The sequence below is a fragment of the Borborobacter arsenicus genome (assembly GCF_003934165.1).
In the GTDB taxonomy this organism is placed as follows: Bacteria; Pseudomonadota; Alphaproteobacteria; order Rhizobiales; family Rhizobiaceae; genus Pseudaminobacter; species Pseudaminobacter arsenicus.
In genome coordinates this window covers 207,431-230,960 of record NZ_ML133508.1, presented here as the reverse complement: position 1 = coordinate 230,960, position 23,530 = coordinate 207,431, and the positions used below count along the sequence as shown (strand labels likewise).

The following is a 23,530-nucleotide window of genomic DNA, read 5'->3' as shown; positions in this document are numbered from 1 at the left end:
CGCATCTCCTGATGGATGGAACTCAACACTGGCATGCTGTTGCGCCTGGAGAATGAGACCGAGCCTACAGCCGGTCAGCTTTTCACCTTTTGCACGATTTCACGTATCTTATTCTTCAAATTATAAAACCACTCGTCGTTCTTGAAGTCTGAATAATGGCGAGGCGGAGAGGCCATTATGCTTCGGAATTCATTCTCGCTAATGTTCAACTTCTTAATAACGAAATCCTCGTCGATCTTTAAATCTTCCGGTGCGTATAGAGGCTGCTCCATACGGCGCAATGCCTCGTCACGTGTTATTTCACCAGCCATCACCATGCTGGACAGGTGCGCACGACGCTTATCGAAGCCAAACTTCGTGGGCAGGTAGTGTGCCTGGAACCAGCGCGTCCAGCGCGATTCATGGTGTTTGTCTCCATAGTTCCTCCACCCAAGCTCCTTCTCAATGAAGGCGATGGCTGCGTCACGCTCATAGGGCAGGTAATTCAGCGGCCGGATGCGCTTCAATCTGTGAACATATGGAAAGAGAAAATAATTCTGGAGAAAACTCATCCTTTTGTAGCTTCGAAGCGGGCGCTCGCCGAAAGCTTTGTGAATCGCATTCAAATTAGTGGAGTCAACGGCGTTGTAGCCCCAAGCTGAAGGCAGAATAGACTCCGTGGCAAAATTCCCGCCACTGAGAAAGTATCCGATTTTTTTCTTTACCGTTATCTCATAAAGCGCGGAAAAGAACACATGATCTTGCGGGACGTCCTGATTTGCCACCCCTGCCCGAAAATAGGCGCGCTGCAAATCCTGGACTTCTTCCCAATCGACCACTTCGGTATAAAGGTCGATGTCCAGCTTCCTGACAATCTGCTCAATATTATGAACTGCTATTTCTGAGTTCCAGCCGGCATCGACATGGATCGCCAGCGGTCGAAGTCCCAGATCCCGGACAACGACGTAAGCCAGATACGAGCTGTCAACGCCGCCACTCAGGCCAATGACACAGTCGTACTCTTTGCCCGCTCCATCCTTCTTGATCCGCGCAACGATCGCGTCGAGTTTCTCCCGGCCATTGTCTGGAAACCATTTCTTGCCGACCAGTTCCTCGTCGACGCGCCTGCAGTGGTTGCAGACACCACCGGCGTCGAAACTGATATCCGGATCGGTAGTATCCATGATACAGCGGACACAGATCTGGTAATGCGATCTCACCGGCGCGTTCATGCAAATTCTCCCAGGCCCGCATAGAGCCTCTCAAGTTCGGCCTGGGCCGGATAGCTTATCAGAACACCATCGAGGCGACCGATCAGCACGAAGAGCGAGCCTGCCGCGACTGCATGCGCGCCGGCGCGAATAGCCTGCTGGAGGTGGCCAAGATGCCCCGCACCCCCGGCGGCGACAACAGGAATATCCACCGACTCGGAAACCCGGCCGATCAGATCAAGGTTGTACCCGCTTTTGGTGCCGTCCCGATCGATGTCATACAGCAGAATTTCACCTGCGCCGCGGTCTTGCATCTGGACAGCGAATGATACGGGATCGACCTTGCGGTCCTGCCGCCCAGAATTCGAAAATACCGACCAGCGGCCCGGGCTGGTTTCGCGCACGTCAATGGAAACGACAATGCTTTGTGAACCGAAATATCGCGCCGCCTCCTCCACCAACCCTGGATTGTTGTGAGCCGAGGTATTGAGGGATACCTTCTCGATTCCCTCACCAAGCAAGCGGCGGACTTGTTCTATGTCCGTTATGCCTCCACCGTAGCACATTGGCATGAAGCACTCGCCGGCCAGTTCGACGATTTCGTTGATGCGAGGGGCAAAGCCGTTGCGAGATGCGTCGATATCCAGGACGATTAACTCATCAACCTCTTTTTCATTGAATATCCGTACGGCGTTTACGGGATCTCCCAAGTATTTCCAATATTCGAAGCGCCGCGTCTTATTCAACCCCTTCCCATGAAGAAGGAGAACGGGGATCGTTCGGGTAAGAAGCATCTAGATATCCATGAAAGCCTTCAAGAGAGCCATACCATAACGATGGCTCTTCTCGGGATGGAACTGCACCCCAAAAATATTTTCTTTTTGGAACGAAGCGCAGAAATCGACGCCATGAGTGCATTTTGCGGCGATGAGCGATTGGTCCGCCAATGAGACATAGTAGGAATGCACGAAGTAAAATTTCGATTCCCGTTCACGGAAAAGTTCAGCCCGGGGCTGAGCATCCACTTTGTTCCACCCCATATGAGGCACACGCAATCTGTGCTCGCTGTCAGGCGTAAACTTGCGGCATTCGCCATCCACCCAGCCGAGTCCTTCAGCCGCGCCCTCCTCGCTGCGATTGGTCATAATTTGCATGCCGACGCAAATACCGAGAATGGGGCGCTGGCGAATAATGGCATGTTCATGCAGCGCATCGATCAAGCCCAGTTCCTTCAGGCGATGCATAGGACCGTTGAAGGCCCCGACGCCCGGCAAGACAATCCGGTCGACATTGCGCAGATCGGACGGCCGATCGGCTATAATGGGAAGATGACCCATACGCCGGAGCATCCGGTCGACGGATCGGATATTGGCGTATCCGTGGTCAACAATTGCAATCATAGATCGTTTCCGATAACTGCCCACCTCGCATGTCGGCGCGACGAACACAGATGTTCAGAGGAGAACCTCAGGCTTGCGCAATCCCTTCCAACTCGGTGCGTTCCAGCTTCATATGCTGGTGCAGGCGCTAGGCACCAGTCTTTCGCAAATCATCCTGATTCTGATCTCACCCGTACTCACGCGGCTGTATGGGCCTGAAGAGTTCGGCGTCTACGGCCTGGTGCTCTCGATATCCACTCTGCTGGCAATCGTTATCACCTTACGAGTCGATCACGGGATTATCGTCTCCTCAACGGATGAGCAAGCGAAGAATATCGCGATTATGACACTTTTGATGGCACTTCTTGGGGGGATCATCTGCTCGGTAATAGGTGCGCTGATCGCTGGCTTCCTCTACGGGTTTGATGGTACGCAACTGCTAATATGGTCTTTTTTTGGGCCGTTAGTGGCCATCCTGACGGCAGCCAACCGAACCCTCACACTTTTCAACAACCGATTACAGTTCTTTTCGCTCGTCTCATACGCCAGGTTTGCCCAGTCCGGCTGCTTTGCGGCGGCGGCAATCGTTTTCGGGCTACTTTCTGTGGAATCCTATGGCCTGATTGTCGCGCTGGCACTTGGAAATCTCATATATGTCCTGATGCTGATGCGACATCTCCTGCCGCTTCATGGGGTGCACAAAAGCACCGCCGCAGAGATATTCAGCGCGAACCGCAACTTTATCAAGTTCAGCCTACCTGCCGATCTCGTCAACACCCTTGCATCGAGAATGCCGTTTATACTGTTCCCCATATTCTTCGGATTGCAGGAAACCGGCTTCCTGTCCCTGGCCTACCAGGTCATCGCCACGCCGTCCCGCTTTGTCGGCAAGGCAATCGGTGAAGTCTTCTATTCACACGCCGCACGCGAGTACGAAAAAACCGGCACCTGCTGGCAGTCGGTGAAGAAGGTCGCGTGGATACTTATCCTCGTCGGCCTACCCGGATTCACGATACTTCTCGTCTTTGCCGAGCCATTATTTTCTTTGGTTTTCGGCGAACAGTGGGTTACCTCCGCGAATTATACGCAGATTCTTACTCCGATGCTCTTCATCAACTTCGTTGTCTCGCCGGTAAGCGTCGTGTTTTACATTGCCGGGCGGCAGAAAGAGGATTTTCAGTGGCAGGTTAGCTTGTTGGTCACGACCTCCCTGGCCTGCTGTGTCGGCATATGGTTTGGTGGAGCGCTCTCGTCACTTGTCGCATTAAGTGCCTCTGGCGCATTGATGTACTGCATTTATTTTGGCTTCATTCAACGCTTTGCCAAAGGCAACCGCTCGAAAGCCTGAAAGCAAGATCACTTAAGAATCAGGCGGCAACGATCACCAAAAGGCATAGGAACGGCCGAACGACGGATGCAGCCGGACGCTCATTGCGGCCTACTGCCATCAACCGGCAGCACGCATTGGAGAGGTCGGGATGGCTACAGGCTCCACTTCGGAACCCCGCTTACCCTTCTTCTGAATTTCAGATCTCTAGAGCCGTTCTGGTTTAAACAGAATCGAGGAACGGCTCTAAACTTTTGTTTTGGCCGCATTTCCGAACGCAAAACCGTTTCACACTTTTGCTGGAAAGGCCCTAACCGCCCATGCCGGTGCGTGGCAGGAGGATATTGGCGAATTTCGCCCGCAGGCGGTCATCAACCTGCCTGGGCACATGGCGGGGAAAGCGTTCCGCAAGCACCCGCTTCTTCTCGACGATGGCGCGCTGCAGGATGTCGGGCTTGCCTTTCTCATTCCACTCTTTGGGGCTGAAACGGTCGCCGATGGCCGGGTAGAAATATTCCGTCTGCATCAGCCTGAGCGTCTGCTCGTTGCCGAGGTAGTGGCCGGGCCCGTTGAGGCAGACCTCGGCGATGGTGTCTATTGATAGTGCCGCATCGGTCACCTCGATCCCGCGCACGCAGCGCTGGCAGTGGCCGAGCATGTCGTTATCGATGATCAGGCTTTCCAGGCAGAAACCGAGAAGCGAAGCATGCATGCCGGCCGATTCATAGACAAGATTTAGGCCCGACAGGCCCGCCATGACATTGGTGATGCCCTTTTCGTAGCCAGACTGGATATCGGGCAGCTTGGAATCGGCCATGCCGGCAGCCGATCCGCCGGGGAGATCGTAAAACTGCGCCATCTGCGCGCAGGCGGCGGTCAGGAGCGCCTGTTCGGCCGATCCGCCAGACATGGCGCCGGTGCGCAAATCCGATACGAAGGGCCACGTGCCGAAAATTGCCGGATGGCCGGGCTTCAGCGCATTGACATAGACGAGGCCGGCGAGCACCTCCGCCACTGCCTGCACCACAGCCCCGGCAATGGCTGCCGGTGCGGTCGCACCCGCCTGCCCGGCCGACAGAAGCAGGATCGGAATGCCGCCCTCAACGCAGGACTCGAGAACGCCGCAGGCATCCTCGGCGAATTTCATCGGCGGCACGACGAAGCAGTTGGAGTTGGAAACGAACGGCCTCGCGCGGAAATTTTCTTCGCCGCCGGCTATCGCATAGAGCATCTCCAGCGCGGGCGCGACGTTCTCGCGAACCGTGAAGCTGGTGCCCACATGCTTGGATGTCCCCATCACGCAGGCATAGAGCGTGTTGAAATCCATGTCGGCCGGATTAGGAATATCGCGCGGTACCATGGGCCGCTGGAAGAAGTGGATATTGTCCAGACCTTCGACGAGGCGTGCCGCATCATAGATGTCCTGCAGCAGCGATTCGCGATATTCGCGCCTCTCGACATCTACCAGATGGACGGCCGCACCGGCCGTACCATAGTGGACGCGCGTGCCCTGGACCTGCATGTCATGCCTTGGGTCCTGGCCGTAGAGCGTGAAATTGCGCGCCGCCGTCTTGATCGTAGCCAGCACCAATTCGCGCGGAAAGCGAATACGGCCATCAGCGTCGTAGCTAGCGCCGACACGGGTAAGCGCCTCGATACAGCTTGGAATAGCGTTGGCGAAGCCGACGGTTTCAAGCAGCGTCAAGACCGCTTCATGAATCCGGGCCAGATCATCCTGGCCCAACGGTTTGTACCTACCACCTTCCAAGCCGGGCCGTATCGGGCGGATATCGTCGGCCAGTGGCGCTGCCCGCATCGCCCGGCGCGCCTCGCGTCCTCCCGACCGGCGTATAGGTTGACCGGCTGGCTTGGCATCACGCTCGTCAAGGGCGGTCGACATGCGAAATCTCCACCTTTCGCAAGCATCATCGCGCCGGATGTCCCTCCGGTCAGGATGATCCTAATCCCCAATTGACATGACTATGCAGCGCCGGCGGGGGCCTGCGTATGTGCCACCGGATTGCGCCCGATATGCCAGAAAAACCGGCCGGAAGGACCGGCAGGTGCATGTGGTCAGGCCGCAGCCGGCCTGCGCCCTGCCGCAGTTGCAAGCTCGCGAATACCGGGCTCGATATGCTGGAGCGCGATGGAGGAAATGCCGAGCCGCATAAAGCGCGACGGCCTTTCAGCCTGGTAGAAAAAGCGATCGCCGGGCTCAATGATGACGCTGCGGGCGGCGGCCGCCTCGGACAGGTCACGCGCGACCGTTCCACGCGGCCCTTCGAGCCAGATCGACGTTCCCCCGGCCGAATCGGTCGGGCGCCAATCGGGCAGAAAGGCGGAGATCGCCTGGACCAGGCGCTTGCGGCGCTCCTCGAAGGCGGTGGAAAGGCGACGCACCAGCGCTTCATGGTGCCCGAGCGACAGGAACAATGCCACGGCGCGCTGATTGTTGGCGGGCGGATGGCGCAACATGAAGCGGCGCAAGGCCCGCAATTCGGCGATCAGATCGGCCGAAGCAACGATGTAGCCAAGCCGCAGACCCGGAGCGAGCGTCTTCGACATTGAGCCGACATAGATGACACGACCCGAGCGATCGACGCTTTTCAGCGCCTGCTGCGGAGCCTCATCCAGCAACTGGCTGTCATAACCGTCCTCGATGATGACCTGGTTGTTGAGAGAGGCGCGGGCCAAAAGGTCTCGCCGCCGCTCCTCGCTGAGCGGCACCATCGTCGGACAATGATGGCTCGGAGTGACGAAGACAAACCCGGCATCGGACGGAATCGCCGAAGTGACGATGCCCTGTTGATCGACCGGCGTGGGGTAGATGTCAGCGCCGGCCAGTTGGAAAATGCCCCGGGCATCCGGATAGCCAGGGTCTTCCATGGCGACCTTGCTGCCCTTCGTCATCAGCAGCGTCGATAGCATATAGAGCGCGTTCTGCGCCCCCAGCGTGACGATGATCTCGTCGGGATTGGCAAAGATGCCGCGGCGCGGCAACAGACGCGCCTGAATCTGCTCGATCAGCAACGGGTCGTCGCGATCGACCATGTCAGCCGCCCAATTACGTATCTCGAGGACGGCGAGCGCCATGCGGTTACACTCGCGCCATTCGGCCGTCGGGAACAATGCCGGATCGAACTGGCCATAGACAAACGGGTAGGACGACTTGATCCAGTTGTTCTGGATGCTGGAGGGGCGTTGCAGATCGCTGGCGGCAATCTGCCGGCGCGCCTTCCAGTCGATCTCATTGGCAGCGTCCGACGCCTTGTGCTGCGGCTTGGCGGGGGTCGCCAGCACCTCGGGATTGACGAAATGGCCACGCCGCTCGCGCGCCACCAGAAAACCCTGGTCGACGAGTTGCTGGAAGGCCAGCACGACCGTTCCTCGGGCAACTCCGAGCTTTTCTGCGAGTATCCGACAGGACGGCAAGGGCATCGAAGCCGCGATTTGCCTGTCCAGAATAGCGGCGACAATGGCCTGGCGGATTTGCGCCTGCAACGTCTGGCCCGATTCTGCCGAAATCCTGAACAACCCCGACCAAATGGCCGTATCGTTTCTCTGTGGCATGAGCATTTTCCTAAAACAGGCGCAGCATTTTGTCTTTTGTGGACCAGTGGAGCCTAGCTCTGGTCCAACATGTTGCACCAATGAATTTTTCTAATCGTTATGATTTATGCCAGTGATCCATCCGCGCTGGCACAAGCTGTTGAAGACGCTCATCTAATCGTTTGAAAATTTATATGGCGCGGTTGCGTCAAACTCTCTCCATGATCAGGACCGTCTGATAAGGTCGCGAACATGAAATCAGCCTGGAGACTGCGGTGACCGACACTCCCTTGCACACAGCACTGACGGCACTTCGAGACGACCGGGCCAAGGCGCCGACAAATATGCGCGAAGCATTCAAATCCGACCCGCAGCGCTTCTGTCGTTTCTCACTGACCGAGGGCGACCTGCTGCTCGACTGGTCGAAATGCGCGGTTGCATTATCTACGATGGGCCTGCTTGAAAAGCTCGCGCTGGCGGCGAAGCTGCCGGAGCGGCGGGAAGCGATGTTCTCCGGCCAGAAAATCAACGTCACCGAAGGCCGTGCCGTCCTGCATATGGCACTGCGCAACAGTGCCGACGCCAAGGTGATGGTGGACGGCCACGACGCGATGGGCGGGGTTCGCACCGTACACGAGGCGATGGCCCGTTTTTCCGATGCGGTTCGATCCGGTGCGGTTGTGGGGGCGACAGGCCGCAAGTTCACCGATATCGTCAATATCGGCATTGGCGGCTCCGATCTCGGGCCGGCAATGGCCACGCTGGCGCTGGCGCCCTATCATGACGGACCGCGCGCGCATTTCGTCTCCAATGTCGATGGCGCCCATATCCACGACACGCTGAAGCCGCTCGACCCGCAGACCACGCTCTTCATCATCGCTTCCAAGACCTTCACCACCATCGAGACGATGACCAATGCCGAGACGGCCCGCAAATGGATCGAAACGGCGCTGGGTGCGGACGCGGTGGCTCGCCATTTCGCCGCTGTCTCGACGGCGCTGGACAAGGTCGCTTCTTTCGGCATCGTGCCCGAGCGTGTCTTCGGTTTCTGGGATTGGGTCGGCGGGCGCTATTCGGTGTGGTCGGCAATCGGCCTGCCGGTTATGCTCGCCATCGGACCGCAATGCTTCAGCGAATTCCTTGCCGGCGCGCATGAGATGGACCGGCATTTCGCTACCGCCCCCCTGCTGGAGAACCTTCCTGTCGTCATGGGGTTGATCGGCTATTACCATCGCGTGATCTGCAACTACCCAGCTCGTGCCGTGATCCCTTACGACCAGCGCCTCGCGCGCCTGCCGGCCTATCTGCAACAACTCGACATGGAGTCGAACGGCAAGCAGGTGACGCTCGACGGCATCCGCGTGACGACGCCGACCGGACCGCTGGTCTGGGGCGAGCCCGGAACCAACGGCCAACACGCCTTCTTCCAGCTCCTGCACCAAGGCACCGACGTCATTCCGGTCGAATTCCTCGCCGCCGCAGAGGGACACGAACCGGAGTTGCGTCACCACCACAATCTGCTGGTCGCCAATTGCCTGGCGCAGTCGGAGGCCCTGATGAAGGGCCGCACGCTGGAGGAAGCGCGCCGGCAGATGCTGACGAAAGGCATGGCGGTGGCAGAGGTCGACCGTCTGGCGCCGCATCGCGTGTTCCCGGGCAACCGCCCTTCCATCACCCTTCTCTACCGCAAGCTCGATCCGCATATGCTGGGCCGGCTGATTGCGCTTTACGAACATCGCGTCTTCGTGGAAGGCGTGCTGTTCGGCATCAATTCCTTCGATCAATGGGGTGTCGAACTCGGCAAGGAACTGGCGACAGGACTTCTTCCTGTCGTGGAAGGTACAGAAGATGCCGCACGCAGCGACGCTTCGACGGCCGGCCTCGTGCGTCATATCCACAAGCTCAGAGCCGGCTGACAGCATGCCCTCACTTTGAGTGAACTGATCCAAGCAACGGAGTAGACGCATTGCGGGGCATTAAGGGCATCCTGTTCGACAAGGACGGGACTTTGATCGATTTCCAGGCGACCTGGTTTGCCATTGGCGACCTGTTGGCGCTGCAGGCCGCCGGCGGCGACCGTGCATCCGCCGATGCCCTGCTTGAAGTCGCAGGTTACGATTTCGAACGAAAATGCTTCAAGGCCGACTCCGTGTTTGCGGCGGGCACCAATGAAGACATCGTCGCGCTCTGGTATCCGCAAGTGGACGCGCAGACGCGGCAGGCGATGACCGCCGGCTTCAACCACTTCACCGCTGAACAGGGCGCTGCACAATCAGTCGCACTGCCCGGCAGCAAGGATGCGATCGCCCGGTTGCACGCAGGCGGCTTCCGGCTTGGCGTCGCCACCAATGATTCCACCAGCGGCGCCGAAAAGACGCTGCTGGCGCTCGGCGTTGCTCAGATGTTCGACGCCGCCTATGGCTATGATGCCGTCGCCAACCCCAAGCCGTCGCCCGATGCGATCTATGCCTTCGCCGACCTGACCGGCCTGAAGCCTTCCGAGATCGCCATGGTCGGCGACAACCGGCACGATCTGGAAATGGCGCGGGCCGGCGGCGCGGGCCTGGCCATCGGCGTTCTTTCCGGCACAGGCACACGTGAGACGCTGGCCCCGCTGGCCGATGTCATTTTAGGATCGATCGCCGATCTGCCGGAGTTATTGGCGAGGGGTTGAGGTGGTCAAAGCATTGCTTCACCGTCATCCCGTTCAAGGGAGCGCAAGCGACCAGGAGCCGGATTCAATTCCATGGCAAAAGGGGCGGAGAATGAAACCCAACCGGGCAAGGGCTGAGGCTGCCCTGGACTGTCCAGTGGTGTGGAGCACAGCGGAATGGGTCCCGGATAGCCTCCGCTTCGCTACGGCTTCCGGGATGACGGCGTCGTTAAAACCGCGTCACCCCGGAACGCTGCGCAGCGAAGCGAGCAGCGTATCCGGGACCCATTCCGTGATGGAAAACGGCAGGCTCTACCCCCGCAATTCGCGCCGCAGGATCTTGCCGACCGGCGTCTTGGGCAGTTCGTCGCGAAATTCGATGAGGCGCGGGCGCTTATAGCCCGTCAGGTTCTGCTTGCAGTAGGCGAGCAGATCCTCGGCGGTCAGATTGGGGTCCTTCCTGACCACGAACAGTTTCGGCACCTCGCCCGAATGCTCGTCCGGCACGCCGATGGCGGCGACCTCCAGCACGCCCGGATGCTGGGCGGCCACATCTTCCAGTTCGTTCGGATAGACGTTGAAGCCGGAAACGAGGATCATGTCCTTCTTGCGGTCGACGATCTTGGTGTAACCGCGCTCGTCGAGGAAGCCCATGTCTCCCGATTTGAAGAAGCCGTCCTTGCTCATCACATTGGCGGTTTCGTCCGGCCGCTTCCAATAGCCCGCCATCACCTGCGGGCCCTTGATGCAGATCTCGCCCACCTCGCCCAGCGGCAGGTCGCGGCCCTTCTCGTCGCGGATCGCGATTTCGGTGGACGGGATCGGCAGACCGATCGTTCCGGTGAATTCGCCGCCATTGACGCGGTTGGCCGTCGCCACCGGCGAGGTCTCGGACAGGCCATAGCCTTCGGTGATGCTGTTGCCGGTGAGGGCCTTCCAGCGCTCGGCCACCGCCCGCTGAACCGCCATGCCGCCGCCGAGCGTCAGGATCAGCGGCTTGAAGTCCAGCTTGCGGAACTCCTCATTGTTGAGCAGCGCATTGAACAGCGTGTTGAGCCCCGGAAGGATGTGGAACGGGTATTTCTTCAGCTCCTTGATGAAGGCTGGAATATCACGGGGATTGGGGATCAGGATATTGTGGGCGCCCTGCTGCATGCCCATCAGCGCATTCACCGTCAGCGCGAAGATGTGATAGAGCGGCAGCGCGCAGATATAGGTCAGGTGCTGCGGCTTAGGCTTGACGGTATAGGCGTCCTCCACCCACAAAGCGAGTTGAGCGACATTGGCAAGCACGTTGCGATGCAGCAGCGTGGCGCCTTTCGATACGCCGGTCGTCCCGCCGGTATATTGCAGGAAGGCGATATCGTCGCCACCGACCTTCACCGGCTTGAAGGTCCGGGCCGAACCTTGCTTCAGGGCAGCGGGAAATTTCACATGGCCGGGCAAGGACCAGGCCGGAACCATTTTCTTGACGCGGCGCACCACCAGATTGACGATGGCACCCTTGAGGCCGAGCATATCGCCCATGGCCGCGACGACGACATGCTTGACCGGCGTCTTCGGCAGTGCCGCCTGCAAGGTAGCAGCGAAATTTTCGAGGATCACGATCGCCTCGGCGCCCGAATCCTTGAGCTGATGCTCCAGTTCGCGCGGCGTATAGAGCGGATTGACATTCACCACCGTATAGCCGGCACGCAAGACGCCGAGCATGGCCACCGGATATTGCAGGACATTCGGCATCATCAGCGCCACCCGCGCGCCCTTTGCCAATCCTTTCGATTGCAGATAGGCGCCGAACGCCGCCGACAGGCGCTCAAGTTCGGCAAAGCTGATGGTCTTGCCCATCGAGGTAAAGGCAGGCCGCGCGGCATATTTCTTCGAAGCGTTGACCAGAAGGTCGCCGATGGAACCGAACTCCAGCGGCGCGATCTCGGCCGGTACTCCTTTGGGGTAGCTTTTCAGCCATGGCCGTTTGTCGATGGTCGCAGAGGCGGGCGGCGCTTTCGGCTTGGTAGCCGGCTTCTCCGGCGCTTTCCCGGCTGCCGGCTTGGCGGCGGCTTGCCTTGGCGGCTTCTGTGCCGTTGCGGGTTTGCGCGCAGCGGAAGCCTTGACCGAGGCGCTTTCTGCCGGCTTCAAGGCGGATCTCGCCTTGGGCTTTTCAGCGGGTGCAGTGGATTTCACTTTTGTGGAAGAGGTTTTTCCTGAAGGCTTTTCGGCCTGCAATGCCGCGGCTGTCGCCTTGGCCGTCTTGCGCGCTGCCTTGGTCACCTGTCCCTCCCTCTGTTGCCTGTAACGGTCTGCTTATGGCCACTCGTTGCTTGCAATTTTGCCCGATTTGATCAGTCGGGGCCCGAGCCGAGACGGCCTTGCACGTATCTATTGATACAACGGCGAATAGCGCAAGCCGTACCGTAGCGTCACTAGACCCGGAAGCGCCGGCTATCTGGTTCATGTCGGCATCCATTGCTACAGCCGGCAAACCACACCGGCATACCGAAGACTTGACCAGGCGAATTCATCGATCAGGCAATGGCAATACCTCGCGTCATTGCTCCATCTTGTCTGAATAGAGAATAGTTTCCTGGATTGCTGTCAGCCTGGCAAAGCATTCCGCTTACCGTAGGGAATGCGTGCGGGCAGTTCCAAAGTACGAAAAACGGTGCTTATATGCCGGCTCGCGAGCCTTGAACGAAAGGCTCGGAACAATCTCAGGGAGTAACCAATGATAAGAAAACTGACTTTCGCGGCTGCGCTTATGGCTGCAACCGTGTTGAGCAGCGCTGCGAGCGCCAAGACATTCGTCTATTGCTCGGAGGGATCACCGGAGGGTTTCGACCCTGGACTTTACACGTCGGGCACGACCTTCGATGCCGCCGCCCACACCGTTTACAACCGCCTGCTCGAGTTCAAGCCTGGAACCACCGAGACCGAGCCTGGCCTGGCCGAGAGCTGGGAAATCTCGGATGACGGCCTGCAGTACACCTTCAAGCTGCGCCCCGGCGTCAAGTTCCAGACCACCGAATTCTTCACGCCGACCCGCGATCTCAACGCCGACGACGTGATCTTCTCTTTCGAGCGCCAGTTCAAGGCCGACAATCCGTGGCATCAATATGTTGCGGGCGCCGCCTGGGAATATTTCAACGGCATGGGCTTCCCCGACCTGATCTCCTCGATCGAGAAGGTCGATGACATGACGGTGAAATTCACGCTCAAGGAAAAGGAAGCCCCGTTCCTGGCCAATGTGGCGATGCCTTTCGCCTCGATCATGTCCAAGGAGTATGCCGACAAGCTTGCCGCCGACGGTAAGATGAACCAGCTCAACCAGATGCCGCTCGGCACCGGTCCCTTCGCCTTCGTCGCCTATCAGCAGGACGCCGTCATCCGCTACAAGGCCAATCCGGATTACTGGAACGGCAAGCAGAAGATCGACGACCTGGTCTTTGCCATCACCACCGACGCGGCGGTGCGCTACCAGAAGCTGAAGGCCGGCGAATGCCACCTGATGCCGTTCCCGAACGCGGCCGACGTGGAAGCGATGAAGGCTGATCCGAACCTGAAGGTGGTGGAGCAGGAAGGCCTCAACATCGCCTACCTCGCCTACAACACCACCCAGGCGCCGTTCGACAAGGTCGAGGTCCGCAAGGCCCTCAACATGGCCATCAACAAGCAGGCCATCGTGGACGCGGTGTTCCAGGGCGCGGCAACGCCGGCCAAGAACCCGATCCCGCCGACGATGTGGTCCTATAATGACGCGATCCAGGACGACAAATACGATCCGGAAGCCTCCAAGAAGATGCTCGAGGAAGCCGGCGTCAAGGATCTGTCGATGAAGGTCTGGGCGATGCCTGTGGCGCGTCCCTACATGCTCAACGCCCGCCGCGCGGCCGAACTGATCCAGTCGGACTTCGAGAAGGTCGGCGTCAAGGTCGAGGTCGTGTCCTATGAATGGGCCGAATATCTCGAGCGCTCCAAGGCCAAGGACCGCGACGGCGCGGTGATCCTCGGCTGGACCGGCGACAATGGCGACCCGGACAACTTCCTGCACACCCTGCTCGGCTGCGATGCCGTGGGCGGCAACAACCGCGCGCAGTGGTGCAACGAGGAGTTCAACAAGCTCGTCGTCCAGGCCAAGACCACTTCCGACCAGGCCGAGCGTGCCAAGCTCTATGAGCAGGCGCAGGAAGTGTTCAAGCGCGAGGCTCCGTGGGCGACGCTCGACCACTCGCTCTCGGTCGTGCCGATGCGCAAGGAAGTCGAAGGCTTCCACCAGAGCCCGCTCGGCGATTTCGCCTTCGAGGGTGTTGACCTGGCCGAATAAATTCGACTAGAAACCAGCATCCGGGGCGCTTGCCATGCAAGCGCCCCTATGCACTTTTGTGCTATTCTGGTCCGCGACCCGCGGAAAACTCACCGAAGGTTTGACATGCTCCGGTTTCTTCTGGGGCGGCTCGCCGTCCTGATCCCGACCTTCATCGGGGTCTCAATCATTGCATTCTCCTTTATCAGGCTCCTGCCGGGCGATCCGGTCGCCCTCCTGTCCGGCGAACGTGTGATGTCGCCCGAGCGCCATGCGCAGATTTCGCATGAGCTGGGCTTCGACCGGCCGATGATCACGCAGTATCTCGACTATCTCGGCGGCGTGCTGAGTGGCGATTTCGGCACCTCCATCGTCACCAAGTCGTCCATTCTCGACCAGTTCTTCGTGCTGTTTCCGGCCACGGTGGAATTGTCGGTCTGCGCCATCATCCTGGCCATCGTGCTCGGCATCCCGGCCGGCATATTCGCCGCGATAAAGCGCGGCACGCTGTTTGACCAGACCATCATGGGAACCGCGCTTGTCGGCTATTCCATGCCGATCTTCTGGTGGGGACTTCTGCTCATCATCCTGTTTTCCGGCATCCTGCAATGGACACCGGTGTCGGGCCGCATCTCGCTGATGTATTTCTTCCCGCCGGTCACCGGCTTCATGCTGATCGATTCCCTGCTTTCAGGGCAGTCGGGCGCCTTCAAGTCGGCGGTGAGCCACCTGCTGCTGCCTACTATCGTGCTCAGCACCATTCCGCTCGCGGTCATTGCCCGGCAGACGCGCTCGGCCATGCTCGAAGTGCTTGGCGAGGACTATGTGCGCACCGCTCGCGCCAAGGGCCTGTCGCCCTTCCGGGTGATCGGCGTCCATGCGCTGCGCAATGCGATGATCCCGGTGGTCACCACTATCGGCCTGCAGGTCGGCGTCCTGCTTGCCGGCGCCATTCTGACCGAGACCATCTTCTCCTGGCCGGGCATCGGCAAATGGATGGTCGATTCGGTGTTCCGCCGCGACTATCCCGTCATCCAGGGCGGCCTGCTGCTGATCGCCGGCATCATCATGGTCGTCAATCTCATCGTTGATCTGCTCTACGGCCTGATCAATCCGCGTATAAGGCGCTGAGGAGATACATCATGGCAGACACCACCGCCATTGAAAGCATTTCCGTCGATCCGTCCCGGCGCGCCCGGCTGGCGGAGTTCTGGTATTATTTCTCCGAAAATCGCGGCGCCGTGATCGGCCTATGGGTTTTCCTGGCCCTGGTCGTGATCGCGATCCTGGCGCCGGTGCTGGCCCCTCACCTGCCCAATGCGCAATATCGCGACGCCGTCCTCCTGCCGCCTTTCTGGGAGGCGGGCGGGCGCGTTTCCTATCTGCTCGGCACCGATGCGGTGGGGCGCGACATGCTTTCGCGCCTGCTCTATGGCGCGCAATATTCGCTGTTCATCGGCGTCATCGTCACCACTATCGCGCTGACCGGCGGCATCGTGATCGGCGTCATCGCCGGCTATTTCGGCGGCTGGCTCGACACGCTGATCATGCGCGTCATGGACGTCATCCTGGCGTTCCCCTCGCTGCTTCTGGCGCTGGTGCTGGTGGCCGTGCTCGGGCCTGGCCTCACCAATGCGATGATCGCCATCGCGCTCGTCCTGCAGCCGCATTTCGTGCGTCTGACCCGGGCTGCGGTGATGGCCGAGAAGAACCGCGAATATGTCACCGCCGCGCGCGTTGCCGGCGCCGGCAATTTCCGGCTGATGTTCAAGACCATCCTGCCCAACTGCCTGGGGCCGTTGATCGTGCAGGCGACGCTCTCCTTCTCCAACGCCATCCTCGATGCCGCCGCACTCGGCTTCCTCGGCATGGGCGCGCAACCGCCGACGCCTGAATGGGGCACGATGCTTGCCGAAGCGCGCGAATTCATCCTGCGCGCCTGGTGGGTGGTGACCTTCCCGGGACTGGCGATCCTCATCACGGTGCTCGCCATCAATCTGATGGGCGACGGCTTGCGCGATGCGCTCGACCCGAAACTGAAGAGGTCGTAAGCCATGGCCCTGCTCGAAATCGAAAACCTCGTCGTTGAATTCGCCACCGCCAGCGGCCCGTTCCGCGCCGTCGACGGCGTCTCGCTGTCAGTCGACCAGCGCGAGGTGCTGGCGATCGTCGGCGAATCGGGCTCCGGCAAATCCGTCTCCATGCTCGCCGTCATGGGCCTCCTGCCCTGGACGGCGAAGGTTAGCGCGGACCGCATGGTCTTTGCCGGCAGGGACTTGCTGAAGCTCACCTTGCCAGATCGTCGCAAGATGATCGGCAAGGACATGGCGATGATCTTCCAGGAGCCGATGGCAAGCCTCAATCCGTGCTTCACCGTCGGCTTTCAGATCGAGGAAGTGCTGCGCGTCCATATGGGCCTCGACAAGAAGCAGCGGCGCGAGCGCGCCATCGAATTGCTGCATCAGGTCGGCATCCCCGAACCGGCGGAGCGGCTGCGCTCCTATCCGCACCAGATGTCGGGCGGCCAGTGCCAGCGCGTCATGATCGCCATTGCGATTGCCTGCAACCCCAAGCTCCTGATCGCTGACGAGCCGACCACCGCGCTCGACGTAACGATCCAGAAGCAGATCCTCGACCTGCTCATGAAGCTGCAGGCCGAGCACGGTATGGGCCTCATCATGATCACCCACAATATGGGTGTCGTGGCCGAGACCGCCGACCGCGTCATCGTGCAATATAAGGGGCGCAAGATGGAGGAAGCGGACGTGCTGTCGCTGTTCGAATCCCCGAAAAGCAACTACACCAAAGCCCTGCTTTCGGCGCTGCCCGACAATGCCGTCGGCGACCGGCTGCCGACGATCGCCGACTACCTGGGCGAAGACGCACCCGCGGGAGCGGCCTCATGAGCAATATCGTTCTTCAAGGCAAAAACATCACCCGCGACTATCATGTGCGCGGCGGCCTGTTCACGAAAGCCCGCACCGTGCATGCCGTCAAGGGCGTCAGCTTCTCGGTCGAAAAGGGCAAGACGCTGGCCATCGTCGGCGAAAGCGGCTGCGGCAAGTCCACCCTTGCCCGCATCATCACCCTGATCGACCCGGCGACTTCCGGCGAACTCTTCATCGACGGCCAGCAGATCGACATCTCCAAGGCGGGCCTGACGCCGGAATTGCGGCGCAAGGTCCAGATCATCTTCCAGAACCCCTATGGTTCGCTCAATCCGCGCCAGAAGATCGGCGACGTGCTGGGCGAACCGCTTCTGATCAACACCGACAAATCCGCCGGCGAGCGGCGCGACCTCGCCATGAAGATGCTGCTCAAGGTCGGGCTGGAGGCCAAGCACTTTAATCGCTATCCGCATATGTTCTCCGGCGGGCAGCGCCAGCGCATCGCGATTGCCCGCGCGCTGATGCTCAATCCCAGCCTGCTGGTGCTCGATGAGCCGGTCTCGGCCCTCGACCTTTCGGTGCAGGCGCAGGTGCTCAACCTGCTTGCCGACCTGCAGGACGAATTCAACCTCACCTATGTCTTCATCAGCCACGACCTTTCGGTGGTGCGCTACATCGCCGACGAGGTGATGGTGATGTATTTCGGCGAGGCCGTCGAATATGGCAGCCGGGACGAGGTGTTCTCCAACCCGCAGCACAGCTACACCAAGACGCTGTTTGCCGCGACGCCGCGCGCCGACGTCGCCAGTATCAAAGCAAGGCTCGCGCGCAAGGCGGCCTGAGACGGCACGCTTGCCTCTCCGCTCAACGCCAGGACAATCGCATACAGTGCGACCTATCCCCACTCCACCTCGCTTCGCTTGGCACCTCTCCCCCCGTCGAGCGGGGGAGAGGTGGTTTGCAAAGCAAACCGGAGTGGGGGTCGAATTCTATAAACCCTCCCTCAACGGGAAGGGGAAGCCGCGTTGCTTCAATGGTTGTCGCGCGGGATGCCCTTGGTCTGCGCAATCTTCTGGTATTTGACCGCCGGCTTCAGCACCATGCCCTGCGCCAGCTGGTCGACCATCGAGCGCTGGATCTCCTGCCACGGCGTCTGGTGGGCGGGATAAGCGTAACCGCCTTCATTCTCCAGCGCTTCGCGCCGGCGCTGCAACTCTTCCTCGCCGATCAGAATATCGGCCGTACCTTTCTTCAAATCGATACGCACACGGTCGCCGGATTGCAGCAGTGCCAACCCGCCGCCGACCGCCGCTTCCGGCGAGGCGTTGAGGATCGACGGCGAGCCGGAGGTTCCCGACTGGCGGCCATCGCCGATGCAGGGCAGTGAATGGATGCCTCGCTTGATGAGGTATGCCGGCGGTTGCATGTTCACCACCTCGGCTGCACCGGGATAGCCGACCGGCCCGGCGCCGCGCATGAACAATATCGTGTGCTCATCAATGCCGAGTGCGGGGTCGTCGATGCGGGCGTGATAATCTTCCGGCCCGTCGAACACCATCGCCCTGCCCTCGAAAGCCTCCGGGTCGTCCGGGTTCGACAGATAGCGCTCGCGAAACTCCGGCGAGATCACGCTGGTCTTCATGATGGCGCTGTCGAAGAGATTGCCCTTCAGGTTGATGAAGCCGGCATTTTCCTTCAGCGGATCAGATACCGGGTGGATCACTGCCGGGTTGAGATTTTCCACCGATGCGCAATTTTCGCCGATCGAGCGCCCATTGGCGGTCAAGGCGTCCGGATGCGGCAACAGACCGGCTGTCATCAGTTCCTTCACCACCGCCGGGACGCCGCCGGCATGGTGATAATCCTCGCCAAGATATTCGCCGGCCGGCTGCAGGTTGACCAGCAGCGGTATCTTGTGGCCGATTTCCTGCCAGTCGTCATTGTCGAGTTCGATGCCGAGATGGCGCGCGATGGCATTCAGATGGATGGGCGCATTGGTCGATCCGCCGATCGCCGAATTGACGACTATGGCATTTTCGAAGGCGGCGCGCGTCATGATATCGGCGGGCTTCAGGTCTTCATGCACCATGGCGACGATGCGCCTGCCGGTCTCATAGGAAATCTGGCCGCGCTCGCGATAAGGCGCCGGAATAGCAGCTGAACAAGGCAGTTGCATGCCCAGCGCCTCGGCCAGGCTGTTCATAGTCGTGGCCGTACCCATCGTGTTGCAATAGCCGACCGAGGGTGCGGAAGACGCCACGATCTCCATGAACTGGTCATAATCGATCTCGTCGGCCGCAAGCCGCTCGCGCGATTTCCAGACAATCGTGCCAGAACCGGTGCGCTCGCCACGATGCCAGCCATTGAGCATCGGCCCGACCGAGAGCGCAATCGCAGGAATATTGACGGTAGCGGCAGCCATCAACATGGCCGGCGTGGTCTTGTCGCAGCCGATCGTCAACACCACGCCGTCAAGCGGGTAGCCATAGAGAACCTCGACCAGCGAGAGATAGGCGAGGTTGCGGTCCAGCGAAGCCGTCGGGCGCTTTCCGGTTTCCTGGATCGGATGGCAGGGAAATTCGAAGGGAATGCCCCCGGCCGCTTCAATGCCGGCACGCACCCGCTTGGCAAGCTCCAGATGATGCCGGTTGCAGGGCGACAGGTCGGAGCCAGTCTGGGCGATCCCGATCAGCGGCTTTCCCGATTGCAGTTCTTCACGCGTCAGACCGTAATTGAGATAGCGCTCGAGATAGAGCGCAGTCATGCCCGGATTGTCGGGATTGTCGAACCATTCCTGCGACCGGAATTTCTTGCGCTTGGAGCCAACAGCCATGATATCCTCCGCAGTGCCGCATTTAATGGATATGGCAAGCCCGAACCCACCGCAAGGGCGGCACGTCTTCACCATGCCGCTGACCGTACTGGCACCTTGGTGCGATAGACAAGGACCGCAGGCTCGGCTAGGCATCCAGGGTCACGCAGATGGAGATTTAGCCATGGCCCTTGTCATTGAAGGTGAAGAGCAGATTGCGGCCCCGATCCAGAAAGTCTGGGAAGCGCTGAACGATCCCGAGGTTCTGAAAGAGTGCATCCCCGGGTGCCAGAGCCTGGAGATGAATTCTCCCACCGACATGACTGCGAGCGTGGTGCTCAAGATCGGCCCCATCAAGGCGACTTTCGCCGGCGAGGTCACGTTGAAGAACCTCAACCCGCCCCATTCCTATACGATTGCCGGCGAAGGCAAAGGCGGCATCGCCGGCTTCGCCAAGGGTGGGGCGGATGTCACCTTGACCGAGGACGGGCCCGACACCACCGTGCTCAAATATGAAGCCAAGGCTGATGTCGGCGGCAAGATCGCCCAGCTTGGCAGCCGGCTGATCACCTCCACATCCAAGAAGCTGGCCGGACAGTTCTTTTCAAGCTTCAACGAGAAGGTGAGCGCGAAATAGGCGCTCCGCCTTACCCTTCGATGGGGGTGATCCGCTAAACGGATCGGGGTGGGTTCCTTACTGGCCCCACCCGCGCCTGCGGCGCGGCCTCCCCCATCCAGGGGAGGTTAAGGTTCTGGCCTATTCGAAGACGATCTTCGGTGTCGCGGCAGCAGAAAGCCCGCGTTCTTGCTGCACCCGCTCCCACACCTTCGCCGCGATGTCGCGATAGATTTTGGCCTCCGGCCCATCCGGCTTGGACACGACCACCGGCATGCCGGCGTCCGACGTTTCCCGAATCTCCATCTGCAACGGCACTTCGCCAAGGAAGGTCACGCCCAGGCGTTCGGCTTCCCTTTTCGCACCGCCATGGCCGAAAATGTCGTAGCGCTTGCCGGTATCGGGAGCGAGGAAATAGCTCATATTCTCGACCACACCGAGCAAAGGCACATCGACCTTCCTGAACATGTTGAGCCCCTTGCGGGCATCGATCAGGGCCAGATCCTGCGGCGTGGAGACGATGACGGCGCCCGCCAGCGGCACCTGCTGCGCCATGGTCAGTTGTGCGTCGCCAGTACCGGGCGGCATGTCGACAACCAGCACGTCGAGTGCACCCCACGAGACCTCGCGCAGCATCTGCGTCAATGCCGAGACCACCATGGGACCGCGCCAGATCATCGGCGTTTCCTCATCGACGAGGAAGCCCATCGACATGACCTTGAGGCCGTAATTTTCCATCGGCTTCAGCACCTTGCCGTCCACAGTCTGCGGACGGCCGGAAATCTTGAGCAGGCGCGGCATGGAGGGGCCGTAGATGTCGGCATCGAGCACGCCGACCCTCAACCCGTTTGCCGCAAGGCCGAGTGCAATATTGACGGCGGTGGTGGACTTGCCGACGCCGCCCTTGCCAGAGGCGACCGCGATAATGGCCTCGATGCCCGGCACCCCGCGCTTTCCCGGCAGATGACCGGACGGTGCGTGCATGTGTCGGCCGGCAGGAGCTGCCGCCGGGCTGGAGACGGGACGCGGCGGCACCGCCGCTTCCATGCCGCCGCCTTTTTTCTCCGCCGTAAGCGCGACCATGGCATTGGCCACACCCGGAATTGCCTTCACCGCCTGCTCGGCCGCAGAGCGCAACGGCTCCATTTCATTGGCGCGAGCAGCCGGCACGGTGATGGAAAAGAAGACCTTTCCGTCGGCAATGAAGATATCAGAAACCAGCCCCTGGCTGACGATGTCGCCAGACGCATCGGGCCCAGCGACGGTCTTGAGCCGCTCAAGAACGGCATCTTTGCTAACGCTTGTCATGGTGATCTTCTTTCATGCTCCCCCAGGCCGTTGCGCCCCCGCAGGGCGGATTGCTTCCGGCCAATGATGAAACTCATGCTCACCTTTTAGATAGTCCAACTCGGGCCGAACACCAAGCAGGCAACGCTCGTCTACGACTTTGTCACGACGAGGGGCGGTGCCGGTCAAACTCAGTGCACGTTGCGTGGCACGTTCTCGGGCGGCACCTCTGCCACCACGTTCTGGCGGTGGAAGATGAACAGGCCGGCAATGACGATGATGGCGGAGCCTAGCAGCATCTGTTGATCGGGAATATCGCCGAAAAAGATCACACCGAACACAATCGCCCAAAGCAGCAGTGTGTATTGCAGTGGCGCGAGCGTCGAGGCGGGTGCAAGTTTCAGCGCGCGCGTGATCATCATATGCGCAGCGCCTGAGACGACGCCGAGCAGAAGCAGGGCGGAAAGATCAAACGGCCCCGGCGTGTTCCAGGCGCCGATGCTCAGCACCAGGCCGACCACCAGCGCACCCAGCGTTTGCCAGGTGACGAGAGTGACGTCGGGCGTGCCTCGCAGCCGCCGGTTGAGGATAAGCATGATCGCAAAGGAAAGGCTCCCCGCCAGTGCGAAGACCGAGGCCAGCGAAAGGGAGGCCGAGGATGGACGAAGCGCGATGACCACGCCGCAGAAGCCGATGATGATGGCGAGCCAGCGCCGCCAGCGCACCCTCTCGCCAAGGAAGAAATGCGACAGCGCTGCGACGTAGATCGGCGCCGCCATATAGAAGGTCATCACGTCGGCGAGCGGCAGGTAGACCACAGCCGCATAGAAGAGCCCGGTATCGGCGGTGGCCATGACGACGCGCAATATCTGGAGGTCCACTCGCTCCATCCGAAACAGCCTTCCAGGGCCCTGCCTGGCCAGCATCGGACCCAGCACCAGAAACGCGCCGCAGGAGCGGATGAGCAGCACCTGCCCGACCGAGTAGCTTGCCACCAGCCATTTGCCCATCGCGTCGTTCAACGCGAAGAAAAAATCGCCCACCAGCATCAGAAGGATGCCCAATAGGACGAGGTTCGTCTTCGGCAAGGAGAAGGCGTGACGAAGGTTCATGGCTTCTTTCGGCTCAGGGTGAAGCAGGCAAGACGCCCGCGCATGCCAAGCGAATAAACCAGTGCAGAGGCCGTGGCGAGAGGAAACTACCTATACAGGCGGTCACGGCCGCAGGAGATATAGAGGCACCGGCCGGTAGATGGATGGCCCATACCAACTGTTGAAATCCGCCCGATAGCGGAGATCGGCCCTGCGATCGAGGTCCAGCCGCTGCAGGCATTCGGCGAAAGCGTCATTGCGCTTGGTGAAGCCGTAGGAACGGCATTTCGCCTCGTCGGCTGCGCGGCGTTCCTCCGGCGTCATGGTTGTGCAACCGGCCACCAGAGCTGCAAGCGCCACCACTGGCCAAATCCGGGGCATCATTGATCGATCCTCCCTGTCGAGCACGCGCATCCTGACAAGGAATTGTGGAACTGTTGG

19 protein-coding genes are annotated in these 23,530 nt (G+C 60.2%); 9 read left to right on the top strand and 10 right to left on the bottom strand.

The annotated features are described in order from the left end of the window. Positions 1-74: 74 nt before the first annotated feature. Genes EET67_RS01145 through hisH form a run of 3 tightly spaced genes read right to left on the bottom strand, consistent with a single transcriptional unit; the run spans position 75 to position 2,590 of the window. Positions 75-1,211 (bottom strand): N-acetyl sugar amidotransferase, encoded by a 1,137-nt coding sequence (locus EET67_RS01145; RefSeq protein WP_128624361.1) that lies wholly within the window; start codon positions 1,209-1,211, stop codon positions 75-77. Continuing rightward, the gene (locus tag EET67_RS01140; protein ID WP_128624360.1) at positions 1,208-1,984 is read right to left on the bottom strand and encodes an AglZ/HisF2 family acetamidino modification protein; all 777 of its coding nucleotides are present in this window, start codon (positions 1,982-1,984) and stop codon (positions 1,208-1,210) included. Before EET67_RS01140 ends, EET67_RS01145 begins: the two co-directional genes overlap by 4 nt. Then, positions 1,985-2,590, bottom strand: coding sequence for an imidazole glycerol phosphate synthase subunit HisH (gene hisH, locus EET67_RS01135; protein ID WP_128624359.1), 606 nt, complete (start codon positions 2,588-2,590; stop codon positions 1,985-1,987). It lies immediately after the preceding gene. Between the two features lie 73 nt (positions 2,591-2,663). On the opposite strand from hisH, the gene EET67_RS01130 reads away from it, so the two are divergent. Further along, a complete protein-coding gene (locus EET67_RS01130; protein ID WP_128624358.1) occupies positions 2,664-3,917 on the top strand; it encodes an oligosaccharide flippase family protein in 1,254 nt (417 codons plus the stop codon). A gap of 289 nt (positions 3,918-4,206) precedes the next feature. On the opposite strand, the gene EET67_RS01125 is transcribed toward EET67_RS01130, so the two are convergent. Next, positions 4,207-5,796: a trimethylamine methyltransferase family protein gene (locus EET67_RS01125; RefSeq protein ID WP_128624357.1), complete on the bottom strand. Its 1,590-nt coding sequence runs from the start codon at positions 5,794-5,796 to the stop codon at positions 4,207-4,209. A gap of 173 nt (positions 5,797-5,969) precedes the next feature. Beyond that, positions 5,970-7,466, bottom strand: a complete 1,497-nt coding sequence (gene pdxR, locus EET67_RS01120) for a MocR-like pyridoxine biosynthesis transcription factor PdxR (RefSeq protein WP_128624356.1) — start codon at positions 7,464-7,466, stop codon at positions 5,970-5,972. Positions 7,467-7,720: 254 nt separating this feature from the next. On the opposite strand from pdxR, the gene pgi reads away from it, so the two are divergent. Beyond that, positions 7,721-9,361, top strand: a complete 1,641-nt coding sequence (pgi, locus tag EET67_RS01115) for a glucose-6-phosphate isomerase (protein WP_128624355.1) — start codon at positions 7,721-7,723, stop codon at positions 9,359-9,361. A 50-nt stretch (positions 9,362-9,411) separates the two neighbouring features. After that, positions 9,412-10,119 (top strand): HAD family hydrolase, encoded by a 708-nt coding sequence (locus EET67_RS01110; RefSeq protein ID WP_128624354.1) that lies wholly within the window; start codon positions 9,412-9,414, stop codon positions 10,117-10,119. A 291-nt stretch (positions 10,120-10,410) separates the two neighbouring features. On the opposite strand, the gene EET67_RS01105 is transcribed toward EET67_RS01110, so the two are convergent. Beyond that, positions 10,411-12,366, bottom strand: coding sequence for a long-chain fatty acid--CoA ligase (locus tag EET67_RS01105; protein WP_128624353.1), 1,956 nt, complete (start codon positions 12,364-12,366; stop codon positions 10,411-10,413). A 454-nt stretch (positions 12,367-12,820) separates the two neighbouring features. Between EET67_RS01105 and EET67_RS01100 the strand changes: the two genes are divergently transcribed. The 5 genes from EET67_RS01100 to EET67_RS01080 all read left to right on the top strand — a co-directional run bounded on the left by EET67_RS01100 (position 12,821) and on the right by EET67_RS01080 (position 18,125). After that, positions 12,821-14,416: an ABC transporter substrate-binding protein gene (locus EET67_RS01100; protein ID WP_128624352.1), complete on the top strand. Its 1,596-nt coding sequence runs from the start codon at positions 12,821-12,823 to the stop codon at positions 14,414-14,416. 105 nt (positions 14,417-14,521) lie between these two features. Further along, on the top strand, positions 14,522-15,526 hold the full coding sequence (locus EET67_RS01095) for an ABC transporter permease subunit (RefSeq protein ID WP_128624351.1): 1,005 nt from the start codon (positions 14,522-14,524) through the stop codon (positions 15,524-15,526). 11 nt (positions 15,527-15,537) lie between these two features. Next, positions 15,538-16,446 (top strand): ABC transporter permease subunit, encoded by a 909-nt coding sequence (locus tag EET67_RS01090; protein ID WP_128624350.1) that lies wholly within the window; start codon positions 15,538-15,540, stop codon positions 16,444-16,446. Positions 16,447-16,449: 3 nt separating this feature from the next. Continuing rightward, positions 16,450-17,301, top strand: a complete 852-nt coding sequence (locus tag EET67_RS01085) for an ABC transporter ATP-binding protein (RefSeq protein WP_128624349.1) — start codon at positions 16,450-16,452, stop codon at positions 17,299-17,301. Then, a complete protein-coding gene (locus tag EET67_RS01080) occupies positions 17,298-18,125 on the top strand; it encodes an ABC transporter ATP-binding protein (RefSeq protein ID WP_128624348.1) in 828 nt (275 codons plus the stop codon). Before EET67_RS01085 ends, EET67_RS01080 begins: the two co-directional genes overlap by 4 nt. Before the next feature lie 188 nt (positions 18,126-18,313). Here the strand turns inward: EET67_RS01080 and EET67_RS01075 are convergent, their stop codons facing one another. Further along, positions 18,314-20,116: an IlvD/Edd family dehydratase gene (locus EET67_RS01075; RefSeq protein ID WP_128624347.1), complete on the bottom strand. Its 1,803-nt coding sequence runs from the start codon at positions 20,114-20,116 to the stop codon at positions 18,314-18,316. A gap of 163 nt (positions 20,117-20,279) precedes the next feature. Here EET67_RS01075 and EET67_RS01070 point away from each other — a divergent pair, with 163 nt between their 5' ends. Next, on the top strand, positions 20,280-20,732 hold the full coding sequence (locus tag EET67_RS01070; protein ID WP_128624346.1) for an SRPBCC family protein: 453 nt from the start codon (positions 20,280-20,282) through the stop codon (positions 20,730-20,732). 120 nt (positions 20,733-20,852) lie between these two features. On the opposite strand, the gene EET67_RS01065 is transcribed toward EET67_RS01070, so the two are convergent. The 3 genes from EET67_RS01065 to EET67_RS01055 form a co-directional block, all read right to left on the bottom strand. Continuing rightward, the gene (locus EET67_RS01065; protein WP_128624345.1) at positions 20,853-22,019 is read right to left on the bottom strand and encodes an Mrp/NBP35 family ATP-binding protein; all 1,167 of its coding nucleotides are present in this window, start codon (positions 22,017-22,019) and stop codon (positions 20,853-20,855) included. A gap of 170 nt (positions 22,020-22,189) precedes the next feature. Further along, positions 22,190-23,110 carry a DMT family transporter gene (locus EET67_RS01060; RefSeq protein WP_128624344.1) on the bottom strand — a complete coding sequence of 307 codons (921 nt, stop codon included), beginning with the start codon at positions 23,108-23,110 and terminating at the stop codon, positions 22,190-22,192. 102 nt (positions 23,111-23,212) lie between these two features. After that, positions 23,213-23,470, bottom strand: a complete 258-nt coding sequence (locus EET67_RS01055; RefSeq protein ID WP_170313202.1) for a hypothetical protein — start codon at positions 23,468-23,470, stop codon at positions 23,213-23,215. Positions 23,471-23,530: the final 60 nt, after the last annotated feature.